26 protein-coding genes are annotated in these 21935 nt (G+C 62.0%); 13 read left to right on the top strand and 13 right to left on the bottom strand.

Translation table 11 applies throughout. The features are described 5' to 3' along the window. Nucleotides 1-64 precede the first annotated feature (64 nt). The 8 genes from NKI95_RS10960 to NKI95_RS10925 all read left to right on the top strand — a co-directional run bounded on the left by NKI95_RS10960 (nucleotide 65) and on the right by NKI95_RS10925 (nucleotide 6097). Nucleotides 65-343 carry a DNA -binding domain-containing protein gene (locus tag NKI95_RS10960; RefSeq protein ID WP_352716625.1) on the top strand — a complete coding sequence of 93 codons (279 nt, stop codon included), beginning with the start codon at nucleotides 65-67 and terminating at the stop codon, nucleotides 341-343. Further along, complete coding sequence (locus NKI95_RS10955; RefSeq protein ID WP_352716623.1) at nucleotides 289-693, top strand: transcriptional regulator domain-containing protein; 405 nt, start codon at nucleotides 289-291, stop codon at nucleotides 691-693. Before NKI95_RS10960 ends, NKI95_RS10955 begins: the two co-directional genes overlap by 55 nt. A gap of 52 nt (nucleotides 694-745) precedes the next feature. Then, nucleotides 746-1276 (top strand): DUF2285 domain-containing protein, encoded by a 531-nt coding sequence (locus NKI95_RS10950; protein ID WP_352716622.1) that lies wholly within the window; start codon nucleotides 746-748, stop codon nucleotides 1274-1276. A 114-nt stretch (nucleotides 1277-1390) separates the two neighbouring features. Then, entirely contained in the window at nucleotides 1391-1681 is a 291-nt protein-coding gene (locus NKI95_RS10945) for a helix-turn-helix transcriptional regulator (RefSeq protein ID WP_352716621.1), read from the top strand. Nucleotides 1682-2127: 446 nt separating this feature from the next. Further along, nucleotides 2128-3048, top strand: a complete 921-nt coding sequence (locus tag NKI95_RS10940; RefSeq protein WP_352716619.1) for a DUF736 family protein — start codon at nucleotides 2128-2130, stop codon at nucleotides 3046-3048. A 382-nt stretch (nucleotides 3049-3430) separates the two neighbouring features. Next, the gene (locus tag NKI95_RS10935) at nucleotides 3431-4114 is read left to right on the top strand and encodes a lytic transglycosylase domain-containing protein (RefSeq protein WP_352716618.1); all 684 of its coding nucleotides are present in this window, start codon (nucleotides 3431-3433) and stop codon (nucleotides 4112-4114) included. After that, nucleotides 4111-4356, top strand: coding sequence for a hypothetical protein (locus NKI95_RS10930; protein ID WP_352716616.1), 246 nt, complete (start codon nucleotides 4111-4113; stop codon nucleotides 4354-4356). Before NKI95_RS10935 ends, NKI95_RS10930 begins: the two co-directional genes overlap by 4 nt. 1 nt (nucleotide 4357) lies before the next feature. Further along, on the top strand, nucleotides 4358-6097 hold the full coding sequence (locus NKI95_RS10925; RefSeq protein WP_352716614.1) for a relaxase/mobilization nuclease domain-containing protein: 1740 nt from the start codon (nucleotides 4358-4360) through the stop codon (nucleotides 6095-6097). 121 nt (nucleotides 6098-6218) lie between these two features. Here NKI95_RS10925 and NKI95_RS10920 read toward each other — a convergent pair whose 3' ends face one another. The 6 genes from NKI95_RS10920 to NKI95_RS10895 all read right to left on the bottom strand — a co-directional run bounded on the left by NKI95_RS10920 (nucleotide 6219) and on the right by NKI95_RS10895 (nucleotide 12193). Beyond that, nucleotides 6219-7268 (bottom strand): L-idonate 5-dehydrogenase, encoded by a 1050-nt coding sequence (locus NKI95_RS10920; protein WP_352716613.1) that lies wholly within the window; start codon nucleotides 7266-7268, stop codon nucleotides 6219-6221. Next, entirely contained in the window at nucleotides 7265-8671 is a 1407-nt protein-coding gene (locus tag NKI95_RS10915; RefSeq protein WP_352716612.1) for a TRAP transporter large permease, read from the bottom strand. Before NKI95_RS10915 ends, NKI95_RS10920 begins: the two co-directional genes overlap by 4 nt. A 3-nt stretch (nucleotides 8672-8674) precedes the next feature. Further along, nucleotides 8675-9247, bottom strand: a complete 573-nt coding sequence (locus NKI95_RS10910) for a TRAP transporter small permease (protein WP_352716611.1) — start codon at nucleotides 9245-9247, stop codon at nucleotides 8675-8677. Nucleotides 9248-9391: 144 nt separating this feature from the next. Next, entirely contained in the window at nucleotides 9392-10366 is a 975-nt protein-coding gene (locus NKI95_RS10905; protein WP_502908384.1) for a sialic acid TRAP transporter substrate-binding protein SiaP, read from the bottom strand. Between the two features lie 51 nt (nucleotides 10367-10417). Continuing rightward, nucleotides 10418-11137, bottom strand: a complete 720-nt coding sequence (locus NKI95_RS10900) for a FadR/GntR family transcriptional regulator (RefSeq protein WP_352716610.1) — start codon at nucleotides 11135-11137, stop codon at nucleotides 10418-10420. Nucleotides 11138-11284: 147 nt separating this feature from the next. After that, the gene (locus tag NKI95_RS10895; protein WP_352716609.1) at nucleotides 11285-12193 is read right to left on the bottom strand and encodes a DMT family transporter; all 909 of its coding nucleotides are present in this window, start codon (nucleotides 12191-12193) and stop codon (nucleotides 11285-11287) included. A 312-nt stretch (nucleotides 12194-12505) separates the two neighbouring features. Between NKI95_RS10895 and NKI95_RS10890 the strand changes: the two genes are divergently transcribed. After that, entirely contained in the window at nucleotides 12506-12898 is a 393-nt protein-coding gene (locus NKI95_RS10890) for a GFA family protein (RefSeq protein ID WP_352716608.1), read from the top strand. A gap of 109 nt (nucleotides 12899-13007) precedes the next feature. On the opposite strand, the gene NKI95_RS10885 is transcribed toward NKI95_RS10890, so the two are convergent. Both NKI95_RS10885 and NKI95_RS10880 read right to left on the bottom strand, forming a co-directional pair. Further along, the gene (locus NKI95_RS10885; protein WP_352716607.1) at nucleotides 13008-13340 is read right to left on the bottom strand and encodes a DoxX family protein; all 333 of its coding nucleotides are present in this window, start codon (nucleotides 13338-13340) and stop codon (nucleotides 13008-13010) included. 29 nt (nucleotides 13341-13369) lie between these two features. Further along, nucleotides 13370-13732 carry a VOC family protein gene (locus NKI95_RS10880; protein ID WP_352716605.1) on the bottom strand — a complete coding sequence of 121 codons (363 nt, stop codon included), beginning with the start codon at nucleotides 13730-13732 and terminating at the stop codon, nucleotides 13370-13372. Nucleotides 13733-13839: 107 nt separating this feature from the next. Between NKI95_RS10880 and NKI95_RS10875 the strand changes: the two genes are divergently transcribed. Further along, nucleotides 13840-14775: an AraC family transcriptional regulator gene (locus tag NKI95_RS10875; protein ID WP_352716603.1), complete on the top strand. Its 936-nt coding sequence runs from the start codon at nucleotides 13840-13842 to the stop codon at nucleotides 14773-14775. 109 nt (nucleotides 14776-14884) lie between these two features. After that, nucleotides 14885-15316, top strand: coding sequence for a VOC family protein (locus NKI95_RS10870; RefSeq protein WP_352716601.1), 432 nt, complete (start codon nucleotides 14885-14887; stop codon nucleotides 15314-15316). A gap of 145 nt (nucleotides 15317-15461) precedes the next feature. Here the strand turns inward: NKI95_RS10870 and NKI95_RS10865 are convergent, their stop codons facing one another. The 5 genes from NKI95_RS10865 to ehuB are packed head-to-tail and all read right to left on the bottom strand — an operon-like array spanning nucleotide 15462 to nucleotide 19272. Beyond that, nucleotides 15462-16190, bottom strand: coding sequence for a GntR family transcriptional regulator (locus tag NKI95_RS10865; RefSeq protein ID WP_352716600.1), 729 nt, complete (start codon nucleotides 16188-16190; stop codon nucleotides 15462-15464). After that, a complete protein-coding gene (gene ehuA, locus NKI95_RS10860; RefSeq protein WP_352716599.1) occupies nucleotides 16187-16966 on the bottom strand; it encodes an ectoine/hydroxyectoine ABC transporter ATP-binding protein EhuA in 780 nt (259 codons plus the stop codon). The genes NKI95_RS10865 and ehuA overlap by 4 nt, the downstream gene beginning before the upstream one ends. Further along, a complete protein-coding gene (gene ehuD, locus NKI95_RS10855) occupies nucleotides 16963-17622 on the bottom strand; it encodes an ectoine/hydroxyectoine ABC transporter permease subunit EhuD (protein WP_095495147.1) in 660 nt (219 codons plus the stop codon). The genes ehuA and ehuD overlap by 4 nt, the downstream gene beginning before the upstream one ends. After that, nucleotides 17619-18347 (bottom strand): ectoine/hydroxyectoine ABC transporter permease subunit EhuC, encoded by a 729-nt coding sequence (gene ehuC, locus NKI95_RS10850; protein WP_352716598.1) that lies wholly within the window; start codon nucleotides 18345-18347, stop codon nucleotides 17619-17621. Before ehuC ends, ehuD begins: the two co-directional genes overlap by 4 nt. Before the next feature lie 55 nt (nucleotides 18348-18402). Beyond that, the gene (ehuB, locus tag NKI95_RS10845; protein WP_352716596.1) at nucleotides 18403-19272 is read right to left on the bottom strand and encodes an ectoine/hydroxyectoine ABC transporter substrate-binding protein EhuB; all 870 of its coding nucleotides are present in this window, start codon (nucleotides 19270-19272) and stop codon (nucleotides 18403-18405) included. Nucleotides 19273-19512: 240 nt separating this feature from the next. Between ehuB and NKI95_RS10840 the strand changes: the two genes are divergently transcribed. Both NKI95_RS10840 and NKI95_RS10835 read left to right on the top strand, forming a co-directional pair. Then, the gene (locus tag NKI95_RS10840; RefSeq protein ID WP_352716595.1) at nucleotides 19513-20703 is read left to right on the top strand and encodes a M24 family metallopeptidase; all 1191 of its coding nucleotides are present in this window, start codon (nucleotides 19513-19515) and stop codon (nucleotides 20701-20703) included. A 74-nt stretch (nucleotides 20704-20777) separates the two neighbouring features. After that, a complete protein-coding gene (locus NKI95_RS10835) occupies nucleotides 20778-21926 on the top strand; it encodes a M24 family metallopeptidase (RefSeq protein WP_352716594.1) in 1149 nt (382 codons plus the stop codon). The last annotated feature ends 9 nt before the right edge of the window (nucleotides 21927-21935 follow it).

Below are 21935 nucleotides of genomic sequence, written 5' to 3'. Positions count from 1 at the left end.
ATGCTTGTCGAGTATTCAGCCACGGAGTATTCTCGACAAATTGACTTCGACGATTGGAAATCGCTTGCTCAAGCCACTGCTCGATCCTGATGTCGCCGACATTGCACCGGATGCCCCGATCCTGACCGGCTATGATGAGGAGCGGCTACTTACCTACATTCGCCTGCTCGACGCGGCGGCGGAAGATGCCGACTGGCGAGAGGTGGCCAGGATCGTCCTGCACATTGACCCAGAACAGGAGCCGGAGCGGGCGTTCCGGTCTTGGGAAACCCATCTTGCACGCGCGCGATGGATGACGACCAGCGGCTACCGGTACCTTCTCGCGGGCGGCGCTCCGCACTGAGCGCCTTGTCATGCTTTGCTGAATCCGCGCAACGATTTGCCGACTCTCCAACTATTCAAATCTCTCATCACTCTGAATGTTGGTGCCGGGGCCTTAGATGCGGTTATGCGGAGAGGACAGGAACCGTGCAGGGCGATTGGACCGAACCGGCGGCCTACGTGCACATGTGCAGCTACCAAGCTGAGGAGTTCGCCGCCGAATATCTGATCCGGAACAATAAATTCATTGCCGAATGCCGCCAGATCGCCTCGCGGCTCTCAGGTTCCGGAGATCCTGTCGATCAGCGCGACTTCGCTGCCCGTTGGGGTGCGCGATTTCAAAACTGCCGGTGCCGGATTTCCGCAGGCTGAGAATATCGTCTGGACAGAACAGGCCTCGCCGCGCGTGCTGCGGGCCACGCGGATGTCCGCTTCCATCAGCCCCTCTCATCAGAGAATTCGGCCTTCCAGACTTATCGGAGCCAGCATTTGGCAGCAGAAGGAAGGACTTCACATTCTTTGGTCTGCTTCAACCGGGAAGAGCCATCTGGTCTGCGAAGACCGCTCCGGCGAATTCGATGCTATCTTATTGCCGCTCGACGCTGCATTTGAGACGCGACTCGATGCGGCGCGCCGGCTCTGGCGGGCGCTGAATGGCCGAGCTGTCAGTCCATCCTACGGCTCGCTACCGCAACAGACCAAGATCAGGCACATCCTCAATTTGCGCGCGCATGATGGTCGCCACATGGGTGCAACCTATCGTCAGATCGCGGAGGTGCTGTTGTCGCGAGAGCCGATTGTACCGCGGGACTGGCGTGATCATCATCTCCGGCACAAGGTCCGGGCCATCTTGCGCCGTGCAGCTTTTTTAGTCGCTGGCGGCTATCGCGATCTTCTCTTCTACCCCCACAGTCGCAGCGCGAAGTCCGGCCGCCGAAGACTTTCTTCGGGGTAGCAACAACACGCCCCCCGATCTTTGCCCTCCCTCCCTTTTCCCCATTTCGAGCATGGTCCGCTTTGCGCGTCCCGGCAGGCCAGGATGACAGCACAACCGAATGGAGATCGAGCAATGTCGAAGGGTCCCGCGGACGCGCCCCGAAAATACCTGCGCACGAAGGAGGCAGCACCCATCGTGGGGCTCTGCGCCCGTACTCTCGAAAAGCACCGGACCTATGGCACCGGGCCAAAATACCGAAAGATCGGCGGACGCGTCCTCTACGACATCGACGACTTGCATGCCTGGATAGAGCTCGGCGCACGCACCTCCACCAGCGATGCGAACGCGACCAATGTTCCGCCGGCAAAACCACATGCAGCCCGCGCGCCGGCTTATGTCGGCAGGCGCGACTGCAGCTCCTGATCTGTGGCACAATGAAAATGCAGTATCCCGAGACCATTCAGCAGCAGCTTGCGCTGCCTCATGCCTACTCATCTGGCTTCGCTCTACGCGGTACGCGGGATCTTATGGCGTGGCTGCTCGCCCCGTTGGTGAAATCCCGCCGCCTAACACCGATCCACTCTCATGCGGACAAGGAATCGCCCTGCGTTGAGGCGGCGAATATGCCTGGCATGGCAACGATTTGGAACGCTGACATCGGTCTGGGCCGCGCCGCAAATCATCCACGCCAATGCCAGGAAATTGCGACAGCGCCTGCTCGCGACGAAACAGCACCAAACGCCGACCTTCATGTGGCCTGGTCAACGCGTCCACAGCCAGACGGCAGCATGCGAGCAGCCGAGTTCCTACAGGCGCAAGCGTCGTAACGTTTGCCTGCTGCGCCCCAGGATCGAGTCATGAGCAAGCACATGAAGATCATCGCCGCGATGGTTGGCGGCTCAGTGCTCGCCGCGGCGCCGGCACTGATTAGCCATCCGCCGCTGGCCATCTGGAACGCGTCCGCGAGCGTCCCCATCGGGCTCTATCGCATTCTGCCGGCCGACAAAATCCGTGCTGCCAGCATCGCCGTCATCGTGCCGCCCGAGCCATTGGCGGCCTTCATGGCAAGACGCGGATATCTGCCGAAAAACGTGCCGCTCCTGAAGCAGGTTTTGGCACTCGGGGGCGCGACCGTCTGCCGCAAAGGTACAGCGATCATCGTCAACGGCAGGACCTATGGACATGCACGCGAGCGTGACAGCCGCGGTCGCCCCCTGCCCAGCTGGCGGGGCTGCCGCGAGATCGCCGACGACGACGCCTTCCTCATGAACCCGGACGCTCCCGAAAGTTTTGACAGCCGCTATTTCGGCCCGCTCCCGCTCTCATTGATTGTTGGTCGCGCCGTTCCCGTCTGGACCACCGAGCGCGCCGCTCCGGCGCTGGATGTCACCAACAATGTTTCCCGGCGAACCGTCACGTCTCGGCCTCAACGCCCACTAAACACTCATGAAAGGAGCACTGCAATGCCCCAGATCGGCACCTTCACGCGCAATGATGACGGCTTCTTCGGCAATCTCTCAACGCTGACAATCGAGGCGAAGATTGCCATCCTGCCTGCTGAGAAATCCAAAACCGAAAACGCGCCCGACCACCTCGTCTATTGCGAGGGAATGGCGGTCGGCGCGGCGTGGGACCGCACCGGAGACAAGGCTGGGGACTATATCTCCGTCTCAATTGACGACCCGTCCTTTACGCAGCCGATCCGCGCGAAGCTGTTCCGGTCCGACGCCGAGAACCGCGTCTGGAGCCTGCACTGGAACCGGTCATCGAAGCGCGAGGGGCGAGGCTGAACAGATGTTGTTTGAGCCCTTCGATGAATCTCTCTCGTCAACGTCTTTGACCGAGCGGACGCCGGTCAAACCCTTGGAGAGGATCGCCAGTCCGGCAGCAGCACGCGACGAACATCAGAGGCGGCCGGACACTTGCTTTTCACTCCAGAGGCCGATTTCATCAGCGTTTTGGCAAAGCTGGTCCGGCCAGCGAGGCGTCGCGCTTAGCGGAAGTGAACACCGAAGCGGGCTGGCAGCTCATCGGTTCCGGGGTCGGCGGGATGCCGTCCACAGAGGTGTGACAAGGATTGCCACATGCGTCGTGCTCGCCTTCGCGACTCCGGAAGCTGTTGCAGACGCATGCTCTCATGGTGAACGGCCGGCTCACTCCGAGAGCACGATCTTGTCGGCTGGCCAGTGGTCGCGGCATATCCGGGAAGCGGCTAAACGGTTCGCCATTCCGGAGCGTTTGCTTAGCGGCGTCATGCATGTCGAGAGCGTCGGCGATGTTCGAGCGCGTTCAAGAAAGGGCGCAATAGGGCTGATGCAGATAATGCCGGCGACGTGGGAAGAACTGCGCGTTAAGCATCGACTCGGCGACGATCCCTATCAGCCTCGTGACAACATTCTTGCAGGCGCTGCGTATCTTCGCGAAATGCTCGACAGCTTCGGGCGCAGCGGCTTTCTTGCCGCTTACAATGCCGGCCCTGGACGGTACAAGGAACATCTGTCAACCGGCCGTCCGCTGCCACGCGAGACGGTCGACTACGTCAGGAAACTCGCGCCGCTGATCAATGGCGCAATTCCCAGTCCGACGTGTGCACGGCAAGGAAGAGACAGAGCCAGCTCACGCAGAACCGCGCTTTTTGCGCATACCAATGACATTCGGAACGCCGCTGCATTGAATGGCAATGGTTATGCAGACACGACCTTTACGGCGATTCATTCGTCCACAATGCGGTCGCTAATGGGCAATTCTGTTGCTGACCTGACCGCGATCGAGCCGTGGCCAGGTGAGACCCGTTTCTGGTCGAACCACGCTGTTCCTGGGCTATTCGCTCAGCGCGCTTCACCCGCATTGCGATGATCGGCACATTCCTCCTCGATTGCATTCCGGCCTGCTCCGTCGCCGAAATTGCGGCGGAAGGGTTGGCCGCAGATGAGGGCGGAGAGATTGGCAGGATAAAGGGCCGCGAGGTGCGGCTCGGTCGGCCGATTGTTTTCCTTGTGAGTTTCAACTCAATTCGCGATGTGCTGGCACAAACGGCGATGTGCGCTATTCCTATTTTTCGGTTTTTCCAACGGAAACCGCACCTCTTGGCCGCCTAGCATGAAACGTGACGATAACTTTCGCGTCCGCCCTGGTCGCATCCGCTCCCGCGCCGGCCAGCGCGCGCGACCCTTCATCTTCCAGGCGCTTGCGGCCACACAGCGCGCTGGCGGTCACCTTACAAGCAAAGGCCGGATCACCTCGCCACGAGCTTCAACGTTTGGCCGCGGCAGGTCGGCGGCCATCCGCACCAGTCACCTCATCTCTGAGCGCTCACGAGGCGCCGTCGTCAAGACCCGTGTGGTGCGGCAGTTCAGGGGGTCTCCACCACTCGCCACCTATCTCAAGTACCTTCGCCGCGAAGGTGTTACACGTGATGGCGAGAAGGCGAGGATGTTCGGTCCCGGCACCGAAGAGGCAGATGATGACGCCTTCTCCGACCGCTGCAAGGACGATCGGCATCACTTCCGTGTCATCGTCTCGCCGGACGATGCAACGGAGCTCGGTGACCTCAAGAACTTCGCTCGTGAACTGATGGTCGACATGGAGCGCGACCTCGGCACGAGGCTCGACTGGATTGCCGTCGATCACTGGAACACCGAACATCCGCACGTTCACATCCTCGTTCGCGGCGTTGCCGACAATGGCGAGAATCTTGTCATCTCTCGCGACTACATCCGCCAGGGCATGCGCGATCGGGCGAGCGACATTCTGACCCAGACGCTGGGGCTCCGCACCGACCTCGACATCCGCCAGGCCATCGAGCGGCAGGTCGACACTGAACGCTGGACGCAGCTCGATCGCCAGCTTGCTCGCGACATCAACCGTCATGGCGTCATTGAAGTGGCACCACATCCTGATGGCCAGCCCGACGAGTTCCTAGGGCCTAAGGTCGGCCGGCTCCGGCAACTGGAACGCCTAGGCCTCGCTTATGAGATCCATCGGGGCCAATGGATGGTGGCCGAAGAAGCTGAGGCGACTTTGCGCGCCCTCGGCGAACGCGGCGACATCATCAAGCGCATGCACCGCAGCCTCACCGCGCAGGGGCTAGAAAGGGGGACAACCGACTATGTGCTCGCGGCCGAAAAGATTGATGCGCCCGTGATCGGACGACTGCTCGAACGCGGCCTCGACGAACTGCGCGGCACGGCCTACGCCATCGTCGACGGCATCGATGGTCGCCCGCACCACATTCGTTTCTATGACCCTGATGCGGCCGGGGACTCTGCCCCAGGCTCGGTCGTGGAGTTGTGCCGCGATGCGGGTGCAAATGGCTCTGGCAGGGTCAGTCTCGCCGTCCGCTCTGACCTTTCGATCGAACACCAGGTGCATGCTTCCGGCGCGACTTGGCTCGATCGGCAACTTGTTGCGCGCGAGCCGGCCGAACTCCGCGACGGCGGCTTTGGCAGGGACGTAAGACAGGCACTGGAAGATCGGGTCGACGAGCTTGTCAGGCGCGATCTGGCCAGGCGCGAGGGACAGCGCGTTATTCTAGTGCGAAATCTGATCGATACGCTACACGATCATGAGGTGGAATCGCTCGGTGCCCGCCTCGCCATCGAGACCGGCCTGTCATTCAGAAACACTGCCAACGGCGATCATGTGGCTGGGATTTACCGGCGGCGTTTCTCGCTGGCTTCCGGCCGGTTCGCGATGATCGACAATGGACTAGATTTCAGCCTCGTGCCCTGGTCGCCTTCGCTCGATAAGCGCTTTGGCAATCAGGTTTCCGGAGTCGCGTGTCTGGATACAGGGAGCATGGATTGGAGCTTGGGAAAGAAGCGCGGCATCGGGTTGTGAAACGTACAGGCACAGATTCTATCTGATGCTAGCGACAGGAAGCCAGCACCGTGCGTTCTGTCTGTACCTTCCCCCCCGAGCGCCATGGCCTCTTTCAAAACGAAGCTCGCAAAATCTTCAATCAGTCCGCTGTCAGCACGACCTTGACACTCTGTGAACGGTCGGCGGCAAGACGGAAGGCATCGGGGGCGGAAGAAAGCGTGCGCTCCGCTGTCACCAGCTTCAGGACGTCCACCTCACCCGACACGATGAGATCGACCGCCCGGCCGAACTCCGTGCCGAAGCGGAAGGTGCCTTTGAGGTCGATCTCCTTGGCCATCACCGCATTGGCCGGCAGTGGGATCTGGCCACCGGGAAGGTTGCCGACCTGGACCACCGTGCCGCCACGCCGGACGCTGGCGATCGCAGCGGCAAGGCCGGCCGCGCTGCCCGAAATCTCGAACGCCACATCAAGCGAACCGCCGGCCGAGAGCGCCTGGAGTTCGGCGTCGCCGCTGGAAATGTCGACCGTCCTGTCAGCGCCCAACCTGCGGGCGAAGGCGAGCGGCGCGGCGACGATATCGACGACGGTCAGTTCAGCGCAGCCGGCAAGCCTGGCCGCAAGCATGGTCAAGAGACCGATGGGGCCGGCACCAAACAGGACGACGTTGCGGCCCCTGATGTCGCCGGCCCGCGCGACGGCGTGCAGGCTGACCGCCAGGGGTTCGGCAAGTGCCGCCGCCTGGTAGGCCACATCAGATGGAACCTTGAAGCATTGCGCGGGCGTGGCGTCGAACAGACTGGCGAAGCCGCCCGGCATATGCGGTGTCTTCGATGCCGAGCCCATGAAATAGATGTTTTCGCAGAGATTGGCGCGCCCCTCCAGGCATCGCGCGCAATGCCCGCACCAGCGCGACGGATTGACCGCGACGTGGTCGCCGACGCCGAGTCCGGGCGCGGCGCCGTTGATCTCGACGATTTCGCCGGCGATTTCATGGCCGAGGACAAGCGGCGAGGTGACGACGAAGTCGCCGGTGCGGGCATGGCGGAAATAATGCAGGTCGGAGCCGCAGATGCCCCCTGCCCCGAAGCGCACCCGCACCATACCTGGTGCCAGCGGTTCGAGCGGATGCTCCACGACGCGCAGGTCCTGCGGGCCGAACAGCGTCGCCGCAATCACCTGGCCACTCACCGGATCAGGCCCATCTCGGTGGGCAGCCAGAGCGTGATGGCGGGTATGAAGGTGATCAGAAGCAGCGCCACGATAAGCGGCACCAGCCACGGCAGTATCGCCATGGTGGTGCGCTCGACCGAAAGCTTGGCGACACGTGACAACACGAACAGCACCATGCCGAGCGGCGGGTGCAAAAGCCCGATCATCAGGTTGAGCGTCATGATCAGCCCGAAATGCACCGGGTTGATGCCGTAGACGGCGGCGACCGGCAGCAGGATGGGCACCAAAATCGTGATCGCGGCGATGGTATCGAGGAAGCAGCCGACCACCAGCATCAGGATGTTGACCAGGATCAGGAAGACCCACTTGTTTTCGGTCAGCGCGAAGATGAAGGTCGAGAACAGCTGTGCTGCCTGGCTGACGGTGAGCAGCCAGGCGAAGATCGATGCGGCGGTGACGATGAACAGCACCGACGCGGTCGTTTCGATCGTGTCGAAGCTGGCCTTGGCAAGCAAACGCAGCGTCATCGTGCGGTAGCGCACCAGCCCGAGGAAAAGCGACCAGATCACGGCCGCCATCGCCGCCTCGGTCGGCGTGAACCAGCCCATCGTCATGCCGCCGATCAGGATGACCGGCGTCATCAGCGCCATGACCGCGGAGAAATTGAAATACCAGTCCGCCGCGATCAGCACCAGCAGCGCGATGCCGACCGCGATGTTGATCGACAGGCCAAGCTGCACAAGCACGTAACAGCCAATCGGAAAGGCAGCCACCACCAGCACCTCGCCCGCCGCTTCGGCCAGCCGCCGAAGCTCGAAAGGTGTGTCGGAACCCCAGCCGCGACTGTAGGCAAAGATGGCGACCGTAATCATCATCAGCACGGTCATGACCACGCCTGGCAGGATGCCGGCCATGAACAGCGCGCCGATCGAGACATTGGCCATCATGCCGTAGATGACGAAGGGCAGCGAGGGCGGAAAGATCGGCCCGAGCGTGGCGGAAGCGGCGGTGACGCCGACCGCGGCGTCGATAGGATAGCCGTGGTCCTTCATCGCCTTGATTTCGATGGTGCCGATACCGGCGGCGTCGGCGAGTGCAGTGCCCGACATGCCGGAAAAGATCACCGATCCGATGATGTTGACCTGCGCCAGGCCGCCCTTCATCCAGCCGACCAGGGCAAGGGCGAAGGAATAGATTCGCCCGGTGACGCCGGCGATGTTCATGAGGTTGCCGGCCAGGATGAAGAAGGGAACGGCGAGCAGCGGAAAGCTCTCCACCCCGGCGATCATGCGCTGGGCCGCGATGATATCGGGCGCGACGCCGTAGATGACGAGGTAAAGGATCGAGGCGGCCGCCATCGAAACAGCGACCGGCACGCCGATGAGCATCAGGACAAGAAAGCCCCCGACCAGAAGCAGCATCGCTCAGACCCCCGCCGTCTCGAACGCACCGGGACGCTCGAGCACCGAATAGCCGCGTCTGTAATTGCCGATGAAGACCTGGATCGAGCGCAGAAGCATCAGCACGAAGCCGGCCAGTACGGCGTAGAAGAACCAGCGCCGCGGCAGGTTCACGGTGACCATGCGCTCATGCGCCACGATCGTGACGTAGCGCCACATCAGCCATGTTCCGTAGGCGAAAAATGCGACGCGGATAATATCGACGGCGAGCGCCAGCCAGCGACCGACGCGCTCCGGCAGATAGTGGTAAAGCACGTCGACATGGATATGGCGCGACAGGCGCACGCACATCGCGGCGCCGAGAAAGACAACGACCACGAGCGCGTTGATGGCGATCTCCTCGGTCCAGGCAAGGCTGTTGTTCAGCGCATAGCGGGTGAAGAACTGCAGGAAGACACAGACGACCATGCCCCAGAATACGGCAAGCGTGATCCAATCCTCGATGCCGTGGTCCGACAGGTCGACGTGTACCGGCACCTCCTCGAAGGCGTGGGCGATCTCTTCGACGGTGATCTCGGTGTGGTGTTCCTCGGCCATTGGCGCGGGCTCCCGAAGCTGGTGGATCGTCAAGGATTGGAAAGGCCGTCCGGCACACTTTGAAGCCGGACGGATGGGCAGGTTAAAGCGGCGAATCCGATTGCCGCCCTATCCTCTTGATTGAGCATCCGATTTGCCGATGCTCTACTTGATGGCGCGGATCGCTTCCCAATCGGCCTTGTTGTAGCCGAACTCCTCGAAGGTGACCTTCTCAAGCACATTCTTCTCGAAGTCGGCACGGTCGACATCGGTTACGCTGATGCCGCGGTCCTTGAATACCTGCACCAGTTCCTTTTCGCGGGCGACGATCTTTGCCGTGGCGCGGGCGGCAGCCTCCTGCATCACCTCGGTAAAGATCTTCTTGTCCTCGTCGGACAGCGAGGCCCAGCGCGACGCCGATATGATGGTGTTGAGATGATCGACGATATGGCCAGTCATCACGATGTTCTTCTGCACCTCGTAGAATTTCTTCGCCTCGATGGTGGTCAGCGGGTTCTCCTGGGCCTCCACCGTGCCGTTCTGCAGGGCCAGGTAGACCTCGGCGAAGGCAATCGGCGCGGTGTTGGCGCCGCAGGCGCGCGGCATGGCCAGATAGGCCGGCACGTCGGGAACGCGCATCTTCAAGCCCTGCATGTCGGAGCACTTGGCGATCGGCCGATTCGAGGTGGTCTGCCGCGTCCCGTAATAGGTGGTGGCGGCGATGTGGTTGCCGGTTTTGTCCTCATAACCCTTGGTCAGGGCCTTGTAGACGTCGCTCTTGGTGTATTTCAGCAGATGGTCGGCATCGCGGAAAGTATACGGGAAATAGGTGACGCCGATCGGTGGATATTCGCGCGCCGCGAAGCTCGATCCGGAAATGATGATGTCGACGGTGCCGAGCATCAGGCCCTGGTTGATGTCTGCTTCCTTGCCAAGCTGCGAGGCCGGATAGACGTCGATGGCGTAGCGGCCCTGGGTGCGCTTCTTGATCTCGTCGGCCGCCCACACGGATTCGGTATGGAAGGGCTCCGTCGTCTCGTAGACATGTGCCCATTTCAGGACCGTTTCCGCCGAGGCCGACGCCATGGGTATGGCAATTGCGGCGATCGCACCGAGCAGAACTGCGTATTTTCTCAGCATCTAATTCCTCCCTGGTTGAATTTGACGGCCAGATCTCCCCCCGGCCAACTGCTATTCCGCAACCTCCTTGGCTGCGGCTCTCTCATCGAAATTGCGTGAGAATCTGATTTGCGACTGGCGCAGATGCTGCTGCATGGCGGCCTTGGCCCGCTCGGGGTCGCGCGCGGCAATCGCATCGCGCACGGCACCATGCTCCTTTGCCGCGATCTGCCAGGAATCGCTGGTCTCGAAATAGATCGACAGGCGTTCGAAGTACGGGTTCATGCGCTGGTCGAAAAGCTCGCCGATGAAGCGTACCAGCACCGCGTTCTCGAGAATGCCGGCGACTGCAGTATGGAATTCCCGGTCGAGCGCAATGGTCATCTTGTTGGGGTGACGCATGGCCTCCATCCGGCGCAGCACGTCGTCGAGCCGTTCGATATCTGCAGGCCGGACGTGTAGAGCCGCTTCGGCGGCGATCGCACCTTCGACGAATTCGCGCGCGCGCAACAGCTCGAACGGACCTTCCTCCATTTCGGGTTCGGAGGCGGCGGCGCTCGGCGGATCGGTGACGTAGATACCCGAGCCGACGCGGATGCGTATGCGGCCTTCGACCTCCAACGCTATCAGCGCTTCACGGACCGTCGGGCGTGAAATTCCGAGCTGGTCGGCCAGATCCCGCTCGGTCGGCAGACGGTCGCCGACGGAAAACTCGCCGGCATCGATCAGCTGCCTGAGCTGATCGGCGACCTGTCGGTAAAGCCGGCGTGGTTCAACTGCCTGGATCGGCATGCGCGTTTAGTTCCCTCCCGGGCCATCCCTGGTACATTGGTCTGACCCATTGACCACAGCTTAGACAGAGGATGCAGAGAGTCAAGCTCGATAGAACCGCGGCCTGCGCAACCGGAACGCGGCGGCATTGCGCAAGCATTCCATGCGTCAGCGCCGTCCGCGAATGACCAGGACGTTCCCGGCGGCGACGAGGACGAGCCCGATGATCGCGTAAGCGGTCCAGGCGTAGCCTTCCAGCGCTGTGGAGATCAAAAGCGCAAAGACGGGAAATATGACGGTCGCATAGCCGGCGCGGGCGCCGCCAATGCGTCCGAGCAGCGTCAGGTAGGCGGCGAAAGCCATGACCGTCGATATGACGGCGAGGAAAACCAGCGAGCCGATATAAGAGGCGGTCGTCGCGAACACGAACGGCTCACCGAGTAGGAAGGCCAGGAACGCCGACCACAGAGTGCCATAAAGCATGCCCCAGGCGCTCGTTGAAACGAGCGGCAGGCCGCGGCGCTGGTTTGCGACGGAGACGAGATTACCGGCGCAGAAGCTCAGCGTGCCGCAGAGGCACAGCAGAAGGCCCACCAACGTGCCGCCGGAAAGCCCGTTCGCGGCGATTTCGGGAAAGAACATCAGCGCTATTCCGGCGAAGCCAATGATGCCGCCGGCGAGAATGCGCGGCGCCGGGCGCTCGCCGATGACCAAGGCACCGAGCACCATGTTGATGACCGAGGCGAGTGAGAAGACGACCGAGAGCAAGCCGCTGACGAGATAGCCGGCGCCGTAATAGAAAAACAGGAAGTTCGATGAGAAGATGAGGATGCCGAGCACAGCAAAGCGGAAATGATCGGTGATCGGAAAGCGGAGCCGCCGGCCGGAAAAGCCCGCCCAGGAAAACATCAGCAGCGTGGCGATGGCGAAGCGCCAGACCAGATTGACCTCGTTCGATACGCCGCTGCCGACCTGAAGTTCGATCGCGAACCACGATGCGCTCCAGGCAATGACCGTCAGCGCGTAAAGCCCGTAGTCGACCGGTTCGAAGGGGCGGTCGCGCGTCGTCGTGCGCATTTCCGCGTTAGCCGGTTCCGCGGCGCCGTTTGGTTCTCTTGTTACTGACATGCTAGCAATGGTCCGTTTTTGCGTGGTCCTCATGTAAGTGAGGCAGGCCCGAGCGGTCACCAGGATAATTGCGCTGGGGTACGCCGCTGGCGCTCCGATGTTGCAGGAGTTTGATATTGATAGGCTCCGTTCGCCGCGAAGCGATGATCACTATCGCCAGCCACGGAAGAACGACGTGTCCCCGCCCGCGGCGCGGCGATTGCAACAACAATGCCGGTCGTTGTAACCATTCCGGCCGCTTGATTTTGGAGGAGACGCAGCATGGACCGATTCACCGGCGGTTGCCTGTGCGGCAACGTCCGAATTGTCGCGTCGGGGCGCCCATACCGGGTCGGCCTTTGTCACTGTCTCGACTGCCGCAAGCATCATGGCGCCCTTTTTCACGCTTCCGCGATTTTTCCTGAGGATGCGGTGACGATCGATGGCGAAACACGCGACTACGCCGGGAGGTTTTTCTGTCCCCGCTGCGGCTCCTCCATTTTCGGACGCACCGCAGACGAAATCGAAGTAAACCTGGGGTCCCTGGATGCGCCTGACCAACTGATGCCAACCTACGAAAGCTGGATCATCCGTCGCGAGTCCTGGTTGCCGCCGTTTCCGCTCACCAGACGATACGAGCGCGATCGTGACGCCACGGATCGCTTTGAAGAATAAGGTCGCACGAACGGTGCGCCGGCGCGTCAGTCCGGAAGATCGGCCTTGCGGAAGCCGTCAATGAACTGCTCAAGCAGCGCAGCGTCGTGGAATGGCTCCGAAGCGATGATCACAGGCTAGTGGTCGCAGCGACAATCAACCCGCCCAAGACGGCAACATTGATGGTGAAGCCGGTACGAAGCGCTTCGCGTTCATCGCCGCTGTAGCGCCAGAAGTTGAGCGCCATGAAAGACGCCGCAATGGTGAATACGGCCAAGGCCGCGGCGGGAAAGGGTCCACCAAGGCCCGTTGCCAGGCAAAAGCCGCCTGCAATCTCCAGCACCGATCCGGCCGCGAGAAGAGGCCCGGGAGCAGGAAAGCCCCGCTCGGCCAGGGACGCTGCGATCGCCCGGAACCTGAGGAAATGCTCGGCGCCCGCCCAGATAAAGACGCCGCCGAGCAAAACCAATCCGAGGTGGTGGAAGAACGCGATCATTCCTTGCTGCCGTCCTGGGTGTAAACCGCAAGCTCGTAACCATCCGGGTCAGCGAAATGGAAGCGCCGGCCGCCGGGGAAGCCATAGATCGGCCTGACGATCTTGCCTCCCGCTTGCTCGACACGCTTGACCGTTCCCGGCAAATCATCGGCATAGAGAATGACGAGCGGGCCTCCTCCCGACCTCGCTGGACCAGCGGCAAAGCCACCTGACAAGCGCCCGTCGTTGAACTCGCAATATTGCGGGCCGTAGTCAGTGAAGGTCCAGCCGAACGCCTTTCCGTAGAAGTCGCGTGACCGCGGAATGTCTTTCACGTTGAATTCGACGTAGTCGATCCGTTGGTCGTTGTTGTTGCTCATGACGCATACCTCTCATGTGATGTACGACGCCGAAAGATAAGCACGCATCTCGCTTGCCGGATTGAACAAAACGGCCATCGACGTATGAGCCGCACACGGCGCTGCCGATGGCGATGCACGTGGCATCACCCCTCGCCTACCCTCTTCGTTCCGGCCGGAAGAAAACGACCGATTCTTGCAACCGTTCTCGATTGGAAGACGTTGTCTCGAGCGACGGCCGGGCGCAGCCGCTGCGCCGTAGGTTCACCGCCGCTAATCCGAAGGGGAGCGAGATGAGCGATCCCGTCCCAGCGCAGGCAACGGGTTCATTTCAGCAACGTCCAGCGTCGGCGCGGCTTCGCGGGAGCTTCGCCTCGGTGTGGGTGCATCGAATGGACCCGGCGGGCTCACCGCCAATCGTCGTCATGCCCGACGCAACGATCGATCTGCAATGGATCGGAGGCAGCTTGCGAATTGCTGGCCCCGACAAGGAGCCGCAGACCGAGGTTCTGGCAGCGGACGAGGTCGTGATCGGCTTGCGCTTCCATCCTGCCGCGGCGGCGGCATGGCTGGGCGTGCCGCAAGTCGAGCTGGTCGGCAAGAGGCTGTCGCTCGACGATTTGTGGGGGGCGCGCGCTCGCCGCCTCGCCAGCCGCGTGCGCGCCAGCGACAATCTCGAGGATCTGGCCTGCTCGCTTCAACAGGTCGTCGCCGAGGAGGTGGCTTCCCGCGCGCCAGACGTTCCCATGCAGGCGGCATATCGCTTGATCGAGCGCGGGCCGCCAACCGACGCGCCGCTCGTCCCTTGGTTGATGCGCGCGCTCGAGATGAGCGAAAGGACGTTGCGCCGGCGCTTCGACGAGAGCTTCGGCTATGGTCCCAAGACGCTTGACCGTATCCTCCGCTACCAGCGCTTTCTGCGGCTTTCGAGCTACTCCAGCAGCTCCACCGCCATGCTGGCAGCCGAGGCGGGCTATTCCGATCAGGCGCATCTTGTCCGCGAGAGCCGCCGCCTGACGGGAAGCACCCCGCGACAGATTCATCACCTGCTGCACAACGAGTGAAACCTCGGCGCGTCCTTCGACTTGGCGGCACGCTGTTGGCCGTTTTGTTCAAGTCTTCACTGTCGCCCGACTTTATTCATGGTGTCTCCGATAACCAGAGGAGACTGCCATGAAACCGCGCATTTCGGTTTTGACTATCGCTGTCGCCGACCTCGAGAGTTCTCTCGCGTTCTACCGCGACGGTCTCGGCTTGCCGACGGAAGGGATCATCGGCCGCGAGTTCGAGCACGGCGCCGTCGCGTTCTTCACGCTGTCCGGCGGGTTGAAGCTCGCGATCTGGGCTCAGGACGACCTCGCCTACGACACCGGCCTGCCCAAGGCGCCGATTACCTCGACCTGGTTCACAATCGGCCACAACGTTGTGCGCCGCGAGGAAGTCGATCAAGTGATGGATGAGGCCGCCCGCGCCGGAGCCGAGATCATCAAGCCTGCCCGGGACACGTTCTTTGGCGGATATGCCGGATACTTCCGCGACCCGAACGGACATCTGTGGGAGGTCGTCTGGAACCCCGCCAACATACCGAGTGAGGATCCTCTTTAAGGGCGGCGCGGGCCTGCAGTCTCGAACCGCGTTAGTCATCCCCGGCGCTGGCAAATTCTGTCGGCATCGGGCGGCGAGCGGCCATGCTTTCCCAAGCAACGAGGACAGTGTGACGGCAGGCCACCAGCACAATCTTAAGGGCTGACTATGTTGCTCTATCCAGATTCGCCTCGCCTGCATGACGCATCATGCGGCGAAAGCTCATTGAGATATGCGCCCGCCTTATGTGCCCAATGGACTCCCAGTCGCCGATCTCGGCGGCGGCAAGGACCTCTTCCATTTCGCGGCGGAACGCGGTGAACTCCTCGACAAGGCCCAATTGCGGCATCATCTTCAGGACGACGCGCGCGACTTGAAAATACAGGCGCTCGCTGATCTCGCGTAGCGGCTGGTTGCCGGTCATCGCGGTGAGCTCGTAGAAAAAATCCATATTGAGGCGCAGGAAAGCGCGCTGGTCGGGATTGAGTATATCGGAATCGCAGCGCGCGATGAGCGCCCTTATCCGGTCGAGATCGTCCGCCGTGCGCGGGATCGGCGAGAGCTTGCCGACGAGCAGCGCCAGCTCCAGGCGCAGGTGATAGACCTGTTGCAATTCCTCGATATCGACATCGGTGACGATCGTGCCGACGCCATGGACGGACTGAACCAGACCTTCGGATTCAAGGCGTGCCAGGACGCGTCGTACCGGCGTGCGACTGATCTGGAACTCCTGGGCAAGTTCTTCCTCGGAGAGATGGCTTCCCGGTGCATAGTCGAGCAGGCAGATGCGGTCGCGCAGTATCCGGTAAATGCGCTCGAACCGTTCCCGCGCCGAGAGCGGGCGCGGCGGCGCGGCGGTCACGGCCATGGGGGTGGCATCTTTCTCAAGCGTCACCCAGCCTCCAGGACAGCGTGCAGGAACTGCCGTGTCCGCTCGTTCTTGGGGGCGCCGAACAACTCGCTTGGCGGTCCCTGCTCGCAAATCTTGCCCGCGTGGAAAAAGCAGACGCGATCGGAGAATTCCTTGGCAAATCCCATCTGGTGGGTGACCATCAGCATGGTGAGGTCATGCTCCCTACCAAGTTTTCGGATGACTTCAAGCACTTCGCCGACAAGTTCGGGGTCGAGGGCCGAGGTCACCTCGTCGAACAGCATGATCTTGGGCCGCATGGCGCAAGCGCGTGCGATGGCGACACGCTGCTGCTGACCGCCGGAGAGCTGCGAGGGATAGTGGTCCTTCTTCTCCGACAAGCCGACCATGTCGAGCAGCTCGGCGGCACGCGCCTCCGCATCGGCCCGCTTCATGCCGAGCACGGTTATCGGTGCCTCTATGCAGTTTTGCATCGCCGTCATGTGCGGAAACAGGTTGAACGACTGGAACACCATGCCGATCTTGGCGCGGATCTTGCGGATATGTGCGAGATCGGCGGGAACAAGCTTGCCGTTCCTCTCCATATGGGTGAGCGGCTCGCCTTCGACCCAGATGACGCCGTCATTGATCGTCTCCAGCGTCATCAGCATGCGCAGCACCGTCGTTTTGCCGGAACCGGACGGGCCGATGATGGAGACCTTTTCGCCGCGTGCTATTTCCAGATTAAGCCCGTCGAGAACGGTTAACGTGCCGTAGCGTTTCGATACATTGTCGAAGCGGACCATCGGTTGTTCCGTCATCGCATGGTCCTCCGGTTGAGCAGGCCTTCGAGGGAGCGAATGAGCGCGGCAGAAACCAGGCTCATGGCAAGGAAGAAGAGGCCGACCAGCGTCATCGGCTCGGTGTAGCGGAAGGTTTCGGAGCCGATGATCTTGGCCGTCTGCATCAGCTCCAGCACGGCGATTGCGGAAAGCAACGGCGTCTCCTTGAACAAGGCAACCAGATAGTTGCCGAGCGCCGGAACGATCGGCGGGATCGCCTGCGGAATGATGATGTCGCGGAACGTCGTCCAGGCCGACAGATTGAGTGCGACCGAGGCTTCCCACTGGCCGCGATGGATGTTGTCGAAACCGGCGCGATAGACCTCGGAGCAATAGGCAGCGTAGTGGATGCCGATGGCAAGCACCCCGGCGGTGAAGGCGTCGAGCACGACACCGAATTTCGGAAAGACGAAATAGAGAAAGAATATCTGGATCAGCAGCGGGGTCGAACGGATCAGTTCGACCAACACCGAAATTGTCCAGCCGGTCCATGGCACGGCGATGCGGACGACGGCCAGAACCAAGCCAAGCGAGGCGGCAAGTGCAAAGCCGATCAGCGTCGCCTCGATGGAGACGATGGCAGCGCGGGCGAGCACCGGCAGGATTTCAAAAGCAAATGCCCAGTCCCAGATCATGCTGCCTTCCCCCGCGCCAGTCCGAGCGACGCCCGCCTTTCGAGAAGCCGCATGCCGATGGTGAGAACCAGCGACATTGCCAGGTACATCAAGAGGACGAGCGTAAAGATCGGAATGGTCTTGAACGTGTTCTGGTTCATTTGTTGCGCCTTGAAGGCGAGGTCCGAGAGCGTGATTAGCGAAACAAGCGCTGTCGATTTCAGAAGCTCGATGAACAGATTGCCCCAGGGTGGGATCATGGCGACAAAGGCCTGCGGCAGGATGATCCGGCGCAACATCTGTGGGCGGCTCATGTTCAATGCCGTACACGCCTCCCACTGGCCGCGAGCTACCGACAGGATCGCACCGCGCACGACCTCCGACCCGTAGGCGCCGACATTCAGGCCGAGCGCCAGCACTGCCACCACGAAAGCGTTGATCGTGACGCCGAATTGCGGCAGCACGAAAAACAGCCAGAACAATTGCACCAGCGCCGACGTTCCGCGGAAGATCTCGACATAAACCGTGGCCAGCCATCTGAGCGGCGTCGGGCCGTACATCCTTGCAAGTGCTGCAAGCACGCCCATGACTATTGCAAGCAGGCTGCCGAGGACGGCGATCTCGATTGTCAGGACCGCGCCTTGCAGCAGCCCCGGCATGAACACTCTATAGCTTTCCTGTGTTGCCAAGGCGCCGATCACGACAAGCGCGATGACCAGCATGGCAACGAGCGTACGGATTCCCATGCGATTCCCCCGGGGAAAAAAGGGCGGCGCTTTCGCGCCGCCAGCAGTTGGGAACCTATTTGCCTGCGCAGAGCTCTGCGGTGATCTTGTTGGGGAGATAATCCTTGCCGAAGCCGAGCGGCTCGACCAGCGCGATGTGCTCCGGCGAACCGAGGAACTTCTTCAGCTCGGCGTTGAACGCCTCCAGCAGATCGGTATCTTCCTTGCGGAAGCCGAAGCCGCCATGGCCTTTTACCGACTTGCCGGCAACCTCGCCGAACGGCTTTGTCGATTCGACGCCGTCGGCCTTCTTGGCCATGTCGGCGATCGAAAGAGCGGTCAGCGCGGCAGCATCGGCGCGGCCCGACTGAACGGCGGCGACCAGGCTGGACTGGTCAGGCAAGGAGACGATCTGCCCATCGGCAACGCCCGCGTCCTTGGCGAAGCCGCCTTCGACGGCGCCGGCCATCACGGCAAGCTTGAGATCCGGGTTGTCCTTGATGCTGGAAAAGTCCTTCAAGCCCTTCGGGTTGCCTTTTGCCACCAACAAAGCCTCGCCGATGCCGTAGGAAGGCTCGGAGTAGTTGATCTCGGCGCAGCGCTTCGGAGTGATGAACATGCCGGCGGCGATGATGTCGAAGCGGCCGGCCTTGAGACCCGGAATGAGCGAGCCGAATTCGGTCAGCACGCCGTCGACCTGCGAGATGCCCAGCTTGGCGAGCACCGCCTTGGCGACTTCAGGGGCCTCGCCGGTCAGCTTGCCGTCTGGCGTGGCGTAACCGAACGGCGCCTCGTTGGCGAAACCGACGCGGATGTAGCCGTCCTTCTTGGCCCGTTCGAGGGTGGTTTCCGCGTGAGCGGACAGCGACGTCAATGACGTCGCGGCGAGCGCGATGCAGGCAGCCGCTTTCACGACCATACGGCGCGATACCGATGAATTGAACATGCTTTTCTCCCATTGGACAACTGATGGATGGTTCCCAGGGCGCGGCCTTCTTCGAGGTCGACGCCTGCTTGATAAGACGTATACAACTGCCCTAGACATTTCGCAAGCAGAGATATAGAAACCAAGAAAATTCGACGATAATTCGTAGTTAGCCAATAAATCGATGTCGAGTTGTGCACAATTTGGCCTGTTTGCTTTTTTACGAAAGGGCAAACAGCGTACCTGGAAGGCAGGATTTCGGTGGCGACCGCGGACGGGCTCGGGACATTCACGCAAGCGGAGTATGGGCAGCGCCTCGCCGGCGTGAAGACACGCATGCAAAAAGCCGGCTTCGATCTCATCGTCTGTCAGGATCCAGCCAACATGTGCTGGTTGACCGGCTATAACGGATGGTCGTTCTACGTTCCGCAGTGCGTGCTCGTCCATCTGGAGGAGGACCGGCCGATCTGGTTCGGCAGGGCGCAGGATGCCAAGAGCGCACGCCTGACCACCGGCCTGCCCGAGACAAACATCGTGCCGTTCTCGGAACGGCTGGTGCAGCAGCCGGTCGAACACCCCTATGACGAACTCGCCCAACTGATCCGGTCGCGCGGTTGGGGAAAGGCCCGTATCGGCGTCGAGATGGACGCGCATTATTACACTGCGCGCTGCCACGCCCACCTTGTCGAGGGGCTGTCCGACGCGCACTTCGCCAACAACCACGATCTCGTCAACTGGGCGCGGCTGGTGAAATCCGAAGCCGAGCTGGTGCTGATCCGCGAGGCGGGTGCGATCTGCACGCATGCCATGAACCGCGCCATCGAGAACATGCGGCCTGGCGTGCCTCAGAACCATGTCATTGCGGAAATCTATCACGCACAGATTATGGGCGTGCCCGGAGCGGGCGGCGACTATGCCGCGATCTGTCCGCTGATGCCCGTTGGCGAGGGCACCAGCACGCCGCACCTGACGTGGTCCGACGCGCCGCTGCCGGACAGCGGCCTCGCCATTCTGGAGATCGCCGGCGTGCGGCGCCGCTATCATGCAGCGCTGACCCGAACGGTACATTTCGGCAAGCCGCCGCAAGCCATCCTCGACATGGCCAAGGCGATCGTCGAGGGCGTCGATGCTGGCCTCGAGAAGGCGCGCCCCGGCAACACCGCCGAACAGGTGGAAGCCGCCTGGCAGGCAGTCTTGAGGAAGAACGGGCTGAAGAAAGACAGCCGCGTCGGCTATCCGGTCGGACTCGCCTACCCGCCCGATTGGGGCGAGCGTACCGCGAGTCTTCGTCCCGGCGACACCACCGAGATGCAGCCTGGGATGTGCTTCCATTTCATGGCCGGCGTCTGGCTCGACGATTTCGGCATCGCCATCTCGGAATCGTTCGTCGTCACGGAACGTGGCGGCGAACGCCTCTGCGATGTGGCGCGCGAACTCATCGTCATCGACTGACATGGCGGCCGGGAAACCGGCTGCCGAAAAGACCATGCCCGCCAGCAAGCCGGCAACAAGCACGAGGACGCCCGATGGACCGCAATCCGTTTTCCGAAGCCGAAATCGCCAGCCGCCTGGCAAAGGTCCGTACTGCACTGGTCGAACGCGAGCTCGACGCGGCGGTGTTTGCCTCGCCGGAGAACGTCTTCTATCTCACCGGGCTCGATCACTGGGGGTATTTTGCCCCTCACCTGCTGATCGTCCCGCTCCGGGGAAACCCCGTCCTGGTCACCCGCTCGATGGAAAAGGTGACGATCGAGAATCAGGTGAAGGCAGCGGAATTCCGTGGCCATTCGGACAGCGAAACGGCGGCCGACCTTGCCGCGCGGGTGCTTACAGAGCTTGGCCTGTCCGGCAAGCGGATCGGCCTCGAATACTGGACGGCCGGCCTTAGCCATGGACTTGCCGTGGCGCTCCAGATGCAAGCAGATGCAAAGTGGAGCGATGTCTCCGGTCTGATCGACAAGATGCGGCGGGTGAAGAGCGCCGAAGAACAGGCGCTGATGCGGCGGGCCGCCAAGGTGACGGACGCCGCCGCCGGTGCCGCGATCGCCGCGATCTCCGATGGCGCTTCCGAACAGGAGGTCGCCGCCCAATGTGTTGCGGCAATGATCCGCGCCGGCGGTCATGCGCCGGGCTTCGGACCGTTCATCCGCCCGGCCGCGCGCCTGGGTGAAGAGCACACGACCTGGGGCGACGGGATCTACCGCAAGGGCGAGCCGGTCTTTGTCGAACTGTCCGGGTGCATCTCGCGCTACCACGCCCCGCTCGGCCGGCTTGTTCGGATCGGCCACATCAGCGACGAAGACGCCGCAATGGCGGAGGTGACCGCCAAGGCGTTCAACGCGGTCATCGAGGCGCTGCGGCCGGGCGCCAAGGCGCGCGATGTCTACGCCGCCTGGCAGGCCGTCGCCGACGAGGCCGGTCTTTCCCACTATCGCCGCCATCACTGCGGTTACCTTGTCGGCGCCGGCCAGCCGCCGTCATGGACCGGCGGCAATTCGGTGACCGGCTTGAGGCACGATTCCGACCTCGAGATCGAGACCGGGATGGGCTTCCACATCCTGTCGTGGCTGATGGGAACGGGTCGCGGCAATGACTTCGTCTCCAACACGGTGCTTTTGACCGATGCGGGTGCCGAAGTGCTCACCCGCACGCCGGCCGGCCCGATCGTTCGATAGGCCTGCACA

The organism is Mesorhizobium sp. M0306, assembly GCF_040321655.1.
Lineage (GTDB): Bacteria > Pseudomonadota > Alphaproteobacteria > Rhizobiales > Rhizobiaceae > Mesorhizobium.
Note: the sequence above shows the minus strand (reverse complement) of the source record. Positions and strands in the feature narration are given on the sequence as shown.